Here is a 13,433-nt window from a genome sequence, read left to right on the forward strand (position 1 = left end):
CTACAAATGCTATTAAATCAAGTGTTATAGTTGTTTTCTAAAAAATAATTTCACTTATCAAATGATATAAAAATGAGAAATGAAAACCTATGAAATAGGTGTGTTACAAAGTTTTTCTAATATTAATGTTATGTAACATATATTTTATAAAAAAATAATTAATTCGAGAAATAGTTAGAAAATAATGATATAATATAACTGTTTGAAATCGGATAGATTTCAGTCTGATTTTGACAAATAAAATCACGGGGAAAATTATAATGGAAAATAAGATACACTATAAGCTTCATAAAGTTAAGAAGCAATGGGTTACAATTGCAGTTGCTTCTGTAGCACTTGCTACTGTCTTGGGAGGATTGTCTGTAACAACATCTTCAGTTTCAGCGGATGAAACTCAAGATAAGACAGTAACTCAATCAAATTCAGGTACAACAGCTTCTTTAGTTACTTCTCCTGAAGCAACCAAAGAAGCCGATAAACGTACAAATACAAAAGAAGCAGATGTTTTAACACCTGCTAAAGAAACAAATGCTGTAGAAACAGCGACTACAACGAACACACAAGCAACAGCTGAAGCAGCTACAACAGCAACAACTGCTGATGTAGCAGTGGCAGCTGTTCCAAATAAAGAAGCAGTTGTGACAACAGATGCACCAGCTGTTACAACTGAAAAAGCAGAAGAACAGCCAGCTACCGTCAAGGCTGAAGTTGTTAATACAGAAGTTAAAGCTCCTCAAGCTGCTTTGAAAGATTCAGAAGTGGAAGCAGCACTTTCTTTGAAAAACATCAAATACACTGATGGTAAATATTACTATGTTAATGAAGATGGTTCACACAAAGAAAACTTTGCCATTACTGTAAATGGTCAATTGCTTTACTTCGGCAAAGATGGCGCCCTTACAAGTTCATCAACACACTCTTTCACACCTGGAACAACAAATATTGTTGATGGTTTCTCAATCAATAACCGTGCCTACGATTCATCTGAAGCAAGTTTTGAATTGATTAATGGTTATTTGACTGCTGATAGCTGGTACCGTCCAGTTTCTATCATCAAAGATGGTGTGACTTGGCAAGCATCAACTGCAGAAGATTTCCGTCCACTTTTGATGGCTTGGTGGCCAAATGTAGATACGCAAGTTAATTACTTGAACTACATGTCTAAAGTCTTCAACTTGGAGGCTAAGTACACAAGCACAGATAAGCAAGCAGACTTAAATCGTGCTGCTAAGGATATCCAAGTTAAGATTGAACAAAAGATTCAGGCTGAAAAATCAACACAATGGTTGCGTGAAACTATCTCTGCCTTTGTTAAGACACAACCACAGTGGAACAAAGAAACTGAAAACTATTCAAAAGGTGGAGGAGAGGATCACCTTCAAGGTGGAGCCCTTCTTTATGTGAATGACTCACGTACACCATGGGCAAATTCTAACTATCGTCTTTTGAACCGTACGGCTACTAACCAGACTGGTACGATTAATAAGTCAGTTCTTGATGAGCAGTCTGACCCAAACCACATGGGTGGCTTCGACTTCTTGCTTGCTAATGACGTAGACTTATCTAACCCAGTTGTTCAAGCGGAACAATTGAACCAAATCCACTACCTTATGAACTGGGGTTCAATTGTTATGGGTGACAAGGATGCTAACTTCGATGGTATCCGTGTCGATGCGGTAGATAATGTCAATGCTGACATGCTTCAACTCTACACAAACTATTTCCGTGAGTACTATGGTGTAAATAAATCTGAGGCGCAAGCTCTTGCTCATATCTCAGTTCTTGAAGCGTGGAGTCTTAACGACAACCATTACAATGACAAGACTGATGGTGCTGCGCTTGCCATGGAAAATAAACAACGTTTGGCCCTCCTTTTCTCATTGGCTAAACCAATCAAAGAACGTACACCAGCTGTAAGTCCTTTGTATAACAATACTTTCAATACGACTCAACGCGATTTTAAGACTGACTGGATTAACAAAGATGGAAGCACTGCCTACAACGAAGACGGTACAGCTAAACAGTCTACAATTGGTAAATACAATGAGAAATACGGAGACGCGTCAGGAAACTACGTCTTTATCCGTGCCCATGATAACAACGTTCAAGATATTATTGCTGAAATCATTAAGAAAGAAATCAATAAAAAATCAGATGGTTTCACTATCTCTGATTCTGAAATGAAGCAAGCATTTGAAATTTACAACAAAGACATGCTCAGCAGCAATAAGAAATATACCTTGAATAACATCCCTGCAGCTTATGCTGTAATGTTGCAGAACATGGAAACGATCACTCGTGTCTACTATGGAGACCTTTATACAGATGACGGTCACTATATGGAAACTAAATCACCATATCACGACACCATCGTTAACTTGATGAAGAACCGTATCAAGTATGTATCTGGTGGACAAGCGCAACGTTCTTACTGGTTGCCAACTGATGGTAAGATGGACAATTCAGATGTTGAACTTTACCGCACAAGTGAAGTCTACACTTCAGTACGTTATGGTAAAGACATCATGACAGCTGACGATACAGAAGGTTCTAAATACAGCCGTACCTCTGGTCAGGTAACTCTTGTAGTGAATAATCCAAAATTGACTTTGCATGAGTCAGCTAAACTTAATGTTGAAATGGGTAAAATCCATGCCAACCAGAAATACCGTGCTTTGATTGTTGGTACAGCTGATGGTATCAAGAACTTTACATCTGATGCAGAGGCAATCGCAGCAGGTTACGTGAAAGAAACAGACAGCAATGGTGTCTTGACTTTCGGCGCTAATGACATCAAGGGTTATGAAACATTTGATATGTCAGGTTTCGTAGCAGTTTGGGTTCCAGTCGGAGCTTCAGATGATCAAGATATCCGTGTAGCACCTTCAACAGAAGCTAAAAAAGAAGGCGAATTGACCCTTAAAGCGACTGAGGCTTATGATTCACAATTGATCTACGAAGGATTCTCAAACTTCCAAACTATCCCGGATGGTTCAGATCCTTCAGTCTATACTAACCGTAAGATTGCTGAAAATGTTGATTTGTTCAAATCATGGGGCGTAACATCATTTGAAATGGCACCACAATTTGTATCTGCCGATGACGGTACCTTCCTTGACTCAGTTATCCAAAATGGTTATGCCTTTGCAGATCGTTATGATCTTGCCATGAGTAAGAACAATAAATATGGTTCTAAAGAAGATCTTCGTGATGCTCTTAAAGCCCTTCACAAAGCGGGTATCCAAGCAATCGCTGACTGGGTTCCAGACCAAATTTACCAATTGCCAGGTAAAGAAGTCGTAACAGCGACTCGTACTGACGGTGCAGGACGTAAGATTGCAGATGCTATCATTGATCACTCACTTTATGTAGCTAACTCTAAGTCATCAGGTAGGGATTACCAAGCTCAATATGGTGGCGAATTCTTAGCTGAACTTAAAGCTAAGTACCCTAAAATGTTCACGGAAAACATGATCTCAACTGGTAAACCAATTGATGATTCTGTTAAATTGAAACAATGGAAGGCTAAATACTTCAACGGAACAAACGTTCTTGACCGCGGTGTTGGCTATGTACTTAGCGATGAAGCAACTGGTAAATATTTCACTGTCACTAAAGAAGGTAACTTCATTCCTCTTCAATTGACAGGAAATGAAAAGGCTGTTACTGGGTTCTCAAATGATGGTAAGGGAATCACTTACTTCGGTACAAGTGGTAATCAAGCTAAATCTGCCTTTGTTACTTTCAATGGAAATACCTATTACTTTGATGCACGTGGTCACATGGTTACAAATGGTGAATACTCACCAAATGGTAAAGATGTTTATCGTTTCTTGCCAAATGGTATCATGTTGAGCAATGCCTTCTATGTTGATGCTAACGGTAATACTTACCTTTATAACTATAAAGGTCAAATGTACAAGGGTGGTTACACTAAATTTGATGTAACTGAAACTGATAAAGATGGTAATGAATCTAAGGTTGTGAAATTCCGTTACTTCACTAATGAAGGTGTCATGGCTAAAGGTCTTACTGTTATCGATGGTTCCACACAATACTTTGGTGAAGATGGTTTCCAAACTAAAGATAAGTTAGCAACCTATAAAGGTAAGACTTATTACTTCGAAGCTCATACTGGTAATGCTATCAAGAACACTTGGAGGAACATCGATGGTAAATGGTACCACTTCGATGAAAATGGTGTTGCCGCTACAGGTGCTCAAGTTATCAATGGTCAAAAACTTTACTTTAATGAAGATGGAAGTCAAGTTAAAGGTGGCGTTGTTAAGAATGCAGATGGTACTTATAGTAAGTACAAAGAAGGTTCTGGAGAGCTAGTGACTAACGAATTCTTCACAACTGATGGCAATGTTTGGTACTATGCAGGCGCTAATGGTAAGACTGTTACAGGTGCTCAAGTTATCAATGGACAACACCTCTACTTTAATGCAGACGGAAGCCAAGTTAAGGGTGGTATTGTTAAGAATGCAGATGGTACTTATAGCAAGTATGATGCTGCAACAGGTGAACGCTTGACTAATGAGTTCTTCACAACAGGAGACAACAATTGGTACTATATCGGTGCTAATGGTAAGTCAGTGACTGGTGAAGTTAAAATTGGTGACGATACTTATTACTTTGCTAAAGATGGTAAACAAGTAAAAGGGCAAACAGTAAGTGCTGGCAATGGTCGAATCAGCTATTACTATGGTGATAGTGGTAAGAGAGCTGTTAGCACATGGGTAGAAATTCAACCAGGAGTTTACGTTTACTTTGATAAGAATGGTCTTGCTTACCCACCTAGAGTGCTAAACTAATTGATTTAAAAAGGAGAACTTCGGTTCTCTTTTTTATATTTTCTAGGAAAAGGTTCTTTTTGAAAAATACCCTTTCAAGTCGCTTACATGACGGATTTTTAATTTAATATTAAGATGGTAAAAAAGTCATTAAAATAAGTTGTATTAAGTTTTTTTTGATAGTGAAAAATGATATAATAAGTAAGTCTTTAAGGTGTAGATTTTAAGACAAAAAATATATTGGGGAAAAATTGAATATGGAAAATAAAGTACGCTATAAACTGCATAAAGTGAAGAAGCAGTGGGTTACTTTGGCTGTCGCTTCAGCAGCTTTGGCTACCATTGTAGGTGGTAGTGTTGCCACATCTTCACTCACCTCTGCAGAAGAAATAAATAATACTAATGGATCACCTTCAACAACTACAGTCGGGGAAAATACAAATCCTGTGGTTGAAAAAGAGGTAGGAGCAACAACTGAAGTGGCAAATACTTCAAATGCCACGACAACAGAGCGAGCAGCAATTACTGCTGACAAACCAGCTGAAACGACAGTTCAACCAAATTCAGGAACAACTAGTGACAGAGCTGCAGCAGTAGAGGTTGAAGCAAAACCTGAAACGACTGCCAAGCCAGAAGTAGTAGCTAAGCCAGAAACAGCTACAACATCGGAAGTAGCTACAAATGCTGGAGTAGCCGCTCCAACGACTGAGAAGTCTAAAGAGCTTTCTGAAGCTGAAATTAAAGCTGCAGTCTCACTCGATAATATTAAAAAAGAAAAAGATGGTAAATATTACTATCTTTTAGAAGATGGATCACACAAGAAAAACTTTGCCATTACTGTAAATGGTCAGGTCCTTTATTTTGATGAGAATGGTGCCCTTTCAAGCACATCAACATATTCATTTACACAAGAAACAACAAATCTTGTCACTGATTTTACAAAAAATAATGCTGCCTACGATTCAACAAAGGCAAGCTTTGAACTTGTTGATGGTTATTTGACAGCTGATAGTTGGTACCGTCCAAAAGAAATCCTTGAAGCAGGAACAACTTGGAAAGCGTCAACTGAAAAAGATTTTCGTCCACTTTTGATGTCTTGGTGGCCTGATAAGGATACTCAAGTAGCTTACTTGAACTACATGACTAAGGCTCTTAGCAATGGTGAAGAAACAAAAGATGTCTTTACGATTGAAAATTCTCAAGCTAGCTTGAATGCCGCTGCTCAAATCATTCAACGTAAGATTGAGGTTAAGATTGCTGCTAATAAGTCAACAGACTGGTTGCGTCAGTCAATCGAAGCCTTTGTTAAAGACCAAGATAAATGGAACATTAACTCTGAATCTCCAGGTAAAGAACACTTCCAAAAAGGGGCTCTCCTCTTTGTTAATAGTGATTTAACGAAGTGGGCTAACTCAGACTACCGTAAACTTGACCAAACGGCAACAAGTCGTTTGGCAAACGATAAGATCAAGAGTGGTAGTGATGCTGGTTATGAGTTCTTGCTTTCAAGCGATATCGACAACTCAAACCCAATTGTGCAAGCTGAAATGCTTAACCAATTGTATTACTTCTTGAACTGGGGACAAATCGTCTTTGGAGACAAGGACAAAGATGCTCACTTCGATGGTATCCGTGTTGATGCTGTGGACAATGTCAGCATCGATATGCTTCAATTAGTGTCTTCATACATGAAGGCTGCTTACAAGGTCAATGAGTCTGAAGCACGTGCCCTTGCTAATATCTCAATTCTTGAAGCTTGGTCACAAAATGACCCATATTATGTTGACGAACACAATACAGCTGCCCTTTCTATGGATAATGGTCTCCGTTTGTCTATTGTTCATGGATTGACTCGTCCGGTAACGAATAAGGGTACAGGTGCACGTAATGCATCAATGAAGGACCTTATTAACGGTGGTTATTTTGGTCTTTCAAACCGTGCGGAAGTTACCTCATATGATCAACTTGGTTTTGCAACCTACCTCTTTGTTCGTGCACACGACTCAGAAGTTCAAACGGTTATCGCAGACATTATCAGTAAGAAAATTGATCCTACAACAGATGGTTTCACATTCACATTAGACCAATTGAAACAGGCTTTCGACATTTATAATGCGGATATGTTGAAAGTTGATAAGGAATATACACATTCAAATATTCCTGCTGCCTATGCTTTGATGCTTCAAACAATGGGTGCGGCAACACGTGTTTATTATGGAGACTTGTATACTGATAACGGTCAATACATGGCTAAGAAATCACCATACTTTGACCAAATCACGACACTTCTTAAAGCTCGTTCTAAATATGTAGCCGGTGGACAAACATCTTATATCCATAACCTTGCTGGTGATGGCGTGTCATCTGCTAAAGACAACAAAGAAGTTCTTGTCTCTGTCCGTTACGGTCAAGATTTGATGTCTAAGACAGATACAGAAGGTGGAAAATACGGCCGCAATTCTGGTATGTTGACCCTTATTGCTAATAACCCAGATTTGAAATTAGCAGATGGTGAAACGATTACTGTAAATATGGGTGCAGCCCACAAGAACCAAGCCTACCGTCCACTCTTGCTTGGTACGGATAAAGGTATCGTGTCCTCATTGAATGATTCAGATACTAAGATTGTTAAATATACAGATGCACAAGGAAATCTTGTCTTCACAGCTGATGAAATCAAAGGCTTTAAGACTGTTGATATGAGTGGTTACCTTTCAGTTTGGGTACCAGTAGGTGCGACTGACGATCAAAACGTTCTTGCTAAACCATCAACAAAAGCCTACAAAGAAGGGGATAAGGTTTATAGCTCTTCTGCAGCCCTTGAAGCACAAGTGATTTACGAAGGTTTCTCAAACTTCCAAGACTTTGTTAAAGAAGACAGTCAATATACTAATAAATTGATTGCAGCTAATGCAGACCTCTTCAAGTCATGGGGCATTACGTCATTTGAAATTGCACCTCAATATGTCTCATCTAAAGATGGCACTTTCCTTGATTCTATTATTGAAAATGGTTATGCCTTCACAGACCGTTATGACTTTGCCATGAGCAAAAATAATAAATACGGTTCAAAAGAAGACCTTCGTGATGCCCTCAAGGCTCTTCACAAACAAGGTATTCAAGTCATTGCTGACTGGGTTCCAGACCAATTGTATACTCTCCCAGGTAAAGAAGTAGTGACAGCTACTCGTACAGATACACATGGTAAGGTGCTTGATGATACTAGCTTGGTTAATAAACTCTATGTGACAAATACTAAGTCATCAGGAAATGATTTCCAAGCACAGTATGGTGGTGCCTTCCTCGACAAACTTCAAAAACTTTATCCAGAAATCTTCAAAGAAGTTATGGAAGCGTCAGGTAAGACAATTGATCCATCTGTGAAGATTAAACAATGGGAAGCTAAGTACTTTAACGGTACAAATATCCAAAAACGTGGTTCTGACTACGTTCTCAGCGATGGTAAATTGTACTTCACCGTTAACGATAAAGGTACCTTCCTTCCAGCAGCCTTGACTGGTGATACAAAAGCTAAAACTGGATTTGCTTATGATGGTACAGGGGTAACTTATTACACAACATCTGGTACTCAAGCTAAGAGTCAATTTGTGACATATAATGGCAAACAGTACTACTTTAACGATAAGGGTTACCTTGTAACTGGTGAACAAGCTATCGACGGTTCAAACTATTTCTTCTTGCCAAATGGTGTTATGTTTACTGATGGTGTTATTAAAAATGCCAAAGGTCAATCATTGGTTTATGGTAAGTCAGGTAAATTGACGACTCAAACTGGTTGGAAAGAAGTTACCGTTAAAGATGACAGTGGTAAGGAAGAGAAATTCTACCAATACTTCTTCAAGGGTGGCATCATGGCTACTGGTTTGACTGAAGTAGAAGGTAAGGAAAAATACTTCTATGACAATGGTTACCAAGCTAAAGGTATCTTCATTCCTACAAAAGATGGACATTTGATGTTCTTCTGTGGCGATTCAGGTGAACGTAAGTACTCAGGCTTCTTTGAACAAGATGGTAATTGGTACTACGCTAATGATAAGGGCTATGTTGCCACTGGATTTACTAAGGTAGGTAAACAAAACCTTTACTTCAATGAAAAAGGTGTTCAAGTTAAGAACCGCTTCTTCCAAGTTGGTGATGCTACATACTATGCAAATAACGAAGGTGATGTTCTTCGTGGTGCGCAAACCATCAATGGTGACGAGCTCTACTTTGATGAGTCAGGTAAACAAGTTAAAGGTGAGTTCGTGAACAATCCTGATGGAACGACTTCATACTACGATGCCATTACAGGTGTGAAACTTGTGGATACATCACTAGTAGTTAATGGTCAAACCTTTAATATCGATGCTAAGGGTGTTGTGACTAAGGCACATACACCAGGCTTCTATACTACAGGGGACAACAACTGGTTCTATGCAGATTCACATGGACGTAATGTCACAGGTGCTCAGATTATCAATGGTCAACATCTCTACTTTGATGCAAATGGTCGTCAAGTTAAGGGTGGCTTCGTAATGAACACTGACGGTAGTCGTTCATTCTACCATTGGAATACTGGTGATAAATTGGTATCAACCTTCTTCACTACCGGTCATGATAGATGGTATTATGCTGATGATAAGGGAAATGTCGTTACAGGAGCTCAAGTGATTAACGGTCAAAAACTCTTCTTTGCTACTGATGGTAAACAGGTTAAAGGTGACTTTGCAACAAATGCGAATGGCAGCCGTTCATACTACCATGGAGCTACTGGTAATAAGTTAGTATCAACCTTCTTCACTACTGGAGACAACAACTGGTATTATGCTGATGCCAAAGGTGAACTTGTTGTTGGCGAACAGACGATCAACGGCCAAAACCTTTACTTTGACCAAACTGGTAAGCAAGTGAAAGGTGCAACAGCTGCGAATCCTGATGGCTCAATCTCTTACTATGATGTTCATACAGGGGAAAAGGCTATTAATCGTTGGGTTAAAATTCCTTCAGGGCAATGGGTATACTTCAATGCTCAAGGAAAAGGCTACGTGTCAAATTAAGATTAATGAATGAAAGAAGTCAATCACTTTTGTGGTTGCTTTTTTCGTAAAAAATTGTCTAACTTTTATACATTCAGGTCATTTGTCTGGGCAAAAAAGTGGTATAATAACTCTTGCTAAATCTTTATTTTGGAGTAAACATGGCTAAGTCAAAAAATACTATTGAAAGTCGGATAGATTACTCGATTCTCTTGCCAGTCCTTATATTGCTACTGGTTGGTTTGGTTTCGATATTTATAGCGACTAATTTTGATTACCCAAAGAATCTTGTGCAAGTCATGTCCCAGCAAGTACTATGGATTTTTCTAGGTTCAGTACTTGCTTTTGTTGTCATGTTATTTAATACAGAGTTTCTTTGGAAGGTAACCCCCTGGCTCTATATTTTCGGTCTGGGGCTTATGGTTCTACCTCTCGTTTTCTATTCCCCTGCTTTGGTAGCCTCGACGGGAGCGAAAAACTGGGTAAGCATTGGATCAGTTACCCTTTTTCAACCGTCTGAATTTATGAAGATATCCTACATCCTTTTCCTATCGAGAATAGGTGTTTGGGCTAAACAAGGTAAGGAAGTGACCAACCTTCAGGATGACTGGTTACTGCTCTTCCAATATGTTGCAGTCACACTCCCTGTTTTAGGTTTACTAGTTCTTCAAGGAGATATGGGGACTGCCTTAGTCTTTCTGGCTATTTTAGCCGGTATCGTAGTGGTTTCGGGGATATCCTGGCGTATTATCTTGCCGGTAGTTCTAGCTTTTGCAACAGGATTAGCCTTGTTTGTAATGGTATTTACTACAGATTGGGGTAAGGAAGCCATGCTCAAGATGGGGGTGCAAACCTACCAGATTAACCGTATCTCAGCTTGGTTGGATCCTTTCACTTATGCAGATGGTATCGCCTTTCAACAGACACAAGGGATGATTTCGATTGGTACTGGAGGAATCTATGGTAAAGGCTTTAATCATCTGGAGTTGAACGTACCGGTTCGTGAGAGTGACATGATTTTCACAGTCATTGCGGAAGATTTTGGTTTGGTAGGCGGTGGATTGGTTCTTTTAACCTATCTCTTCCTTATTTACCGCATGTTGCGAGTGACGTTCAAATCTAACAACCGTTTTTATACCTTTATTTCGACAGGCTTTATCATGATGATTGTCTTCCATATTTTTGAAAATATTGGGGCGGCAGTTGGAATTCTTCCTCTGACAGGTATTCCTTTGCCCTTCATTTCTCAAGGGGGATCATCGCTCATCTCTAACTTGATTGGTGTTGGTTTGGTGCTTTCAATGGCTTATCAGACTAACCTCAACGAGGAAAATAAAATTCTCCTGGCTATGTCTCGTCGTATGCGTACGTCTGGAACTAGTCAAGTGCAACCTGTTTCTAAGAGCAAGTCTAAGAAAAACAAGCCTTCGAAGAGCGTTACCAAGGCCTCTCAAGAATTGGTCAAGGCTAAAGATAAGGTTGATAAGGCCACTGAGAAAATGCGTCAAACCATTTCTCAAAATACGCCAAGCATTCATCAAGGGAAGCGTCGTAAGGGTTCGAAAAAGAAACCGACACGTAAACATTAAGAAGAAGCAAGTTGGTTAATCCAACTTGTTTTTCTTTGAAAAAAATTAAGGTCTGTGACCTTTTCTTTGCTCCTGCCTGTGGTATAATAGAAGTTGACTATTTTGAAAAGGGGTTTGCTATGATAGAGACAGCCAAACAGCAAGAACGTGCTATTTTAGTAGGTGTTGAATTGCAAGAAACAGAGCATTTTGACATGTCAATGGAGGAACTTGCCAGTCTTGCCAAAACTGCAGGAGCAGAGGTTGTAGCTAGCTATACCCAAAAACGTGAACGCTATGATAGTAAGTCTTTCGTGGGTTCAGGAAAATTAGAAGAAATCAAGGCCATGGTGGATGCGGATGAGATTACTACAGTCATTGTTAATAACCGTTTAACGCCTCGTCAAAATACAAATCTTGAAGCAGCATTTGGCGTAAAAGTTATTGATCGTATGCAATTAATTTTGGATATCTTTGCCATGAGGGCTAGAAGCCATGAAGGGAAACTTCAGGTTCACCTAGCTCAACTAAAATACATGTTGCCCCGTTTAGCTGGTCAAGGGATTATGCTCAGCCGTCAAGCAGGGGGAATTGGTAGCCGTGGACCTGGTGAAAGTCAATTGGAGCTTAATCGTCGTTCGATTCGTAACCAGATTGCTGATATTGAACGCCAGTTAAAAATTGTTGAGAAGAACCGAGAAACCATTCGCGAAAAGCGTGTTGATTCAAGTACCTTTAAAATTGGTTTGATTGGTTATACTAATGCTGGGAAATCAACGATCATGAACCTTATGACGGATGATAAGCAATATGAGGCTAATGAACTTTTTGCGACCTTGGATGCAACGACTAAGAAAATTTACTTAAAGGATCAGTTTCAAGTGACCTTGACAGATACGGTTGGTTTTATCCAGGACTTGCCAACAGAATTGGTTGCTGCCTTTAAGTCAACACTTGAAGAAAGTCGTAATGTGGACCTTCTTTTGCATGTCATTGATGCGAGTGATCCTAATCACGAAGAGCATGAAAAGGTGGTCTTAGACATTCTCAAAGACTTAGACATGACTGATATCCCTCGTCTAGCAATTTACAATAAGATGGATGTAGCTGATAATCTAGTAGCTACAGTCTTTCCTAATGTTCGCCTCTCAGCACGTGACAAGGGAAGTCGTGAGGCCCTCAGAAGACTCTTGATTGACGAAATTCAACAGATTTTTGAACCTTTTAGTATTAAGGTACATCAGAATCAAGCTTATAAACTTTATCAATTGAGTCAATTAGCCTTGCTAGATAGCTACACTTTTGAGACAGAAGTGGAAGAAATTACAGGTTATATTTCACCGAAAAATAAATGGAAATTGGAAGAATTTTATGACTGATTATATGGATTTAGCTTTAAAATATGGTGGTTTTACAAGTTTAGATAAGGTCTATTTAGAAAATACCTTGTCAGACCTTTCTGACAGTCAAAAATTGGCTTTCATTACGCCACCACCAAGCGTGATTAATGCTTATTTTGCAGAGATTTACCAAAAACAATCTCCTGAAGCAGCGACGGAATACTATTTGGACCTTTCAAAGGAGTTGAACCTCTTTAACCCTGAACCATCTTTTGATGAGCACAAGCCTTTTATTCGTCTCAATCTGTCAGGAAAATCTTATGGATTTTGCTATGAAAATGCTGATGAGGTGGCCTTAGTCTTTGCCGAGCATTTAGAGGTTCCAACGGCTAGCATTTTGTTTGAGCTTGCTCAAGTTTTCCCGCAGTATAAGGTTTATCTTGAAGGCACTCAAATTAAGATGACCAAGGTTGATTTTGATGAAGAAGTATTGGAAGAGTTAACACCTGAGACACAGTTACTTAGTCGTGTAACTAAATTGAAGGGAAATGTCATTAAGTTGGCTAGCTTCAATCAAGACGAATTAGTGGAACTTTTGTCTCAATATAAAGGGCAAACTGTTTATTATGGCTTTGCTCAGCGTGAATGCCTGGCTTATATTGTCCAGAAATAAGAAGAACGATAGATAGAAAG

The 13,433-nt window shown here is 39.2% G+C and carries 4 protein-coding genes and 1 pseudogene; all 5 read left to right on the forward strand.

The window, feature by feature from the left end; genetic code table 11:
- Positions 1-260 precede the first annotated feature (260 nt).
- The 5 genes and pseudogenes from ADH51_RS03940 to ADH51_RS03960 all read left to right on the forward strand — a co-directional run bounded on the left by ADH51_RS03940 (position 261) and on the right by ADH51_RS03960 (position 13,413).
- On the forward strand, positions 261-4,817 hold the full coding sequence (locus ADH51_RS03940; RefSeq protein ID WP_048674560.1) for a glycoside hydrolase family 70 protein: 4,557 nt from the start codon (positions 261-263) through the stop codon (positions 4,815-4,817).
- Positions 4,818-5,053: 236 nt separating this feature from the next.
- The gene (locus ADH51_RS03945) at positions 5,054-9,853 is read left to right on the forward strand and encodes a glycoside hydrolase family 70 protein (protein ID WP_048674563.1); all 4,800 of its coding nucleotides are present in this window, start codon (positions 5,054-5,056) and stop codon (positions 9,851-9,853) included.
- A 140-nt stretch (positions 9,854-9,993) separates the two neighbouring features.
- Positions 9,994-11,163 (forward strand): annotated as a pseudogene (locus ADH51_RS03950) (FtsW/RodA/SpoVE family cell cycle protein); the annotation flags it as partial.
- Between the two features lie 377 nt (positions 11,164-11,540).
- Positions 11,541-12,779 (forward strand): GTPase HflX, encoded by a 1,239-nt coding sequence (gene hflX, locus ADH51_RS03955; RefSeq protein ID WP_048674669.1) that lies wholly within the window; start codon positions 11,541-11,543, stop codon positions 12,777-12,779.
- On the forward strand, positions 12,772-13,413 hold the full coding sequence (locus ADH51_RS03960; RefSeq protein ID WP_021144310.1) for a hypothetical protein: 642 nt from the start codon (positions 12,772-12,774) through the stop codon (positions 13,411-13,413). The genes hflX and ADH51_RS03960 overlap by 8 nt, the downstream gene beginning before the upstream one ends.
- Positions 13,414-13,433: the final 20 nt, after the last annotated feature.

The sequence above is a fragment of the Streptococcus sp. 449_SSPC genome, from assembly GCF_001073005.1.
Taxonomy (GTDB): domain Bacteria; phylum Bacillota; class Bacilli; order Lactobacillales; family Streptococcaceae; genus Streptococcus; species Streptococcus salivarius_F.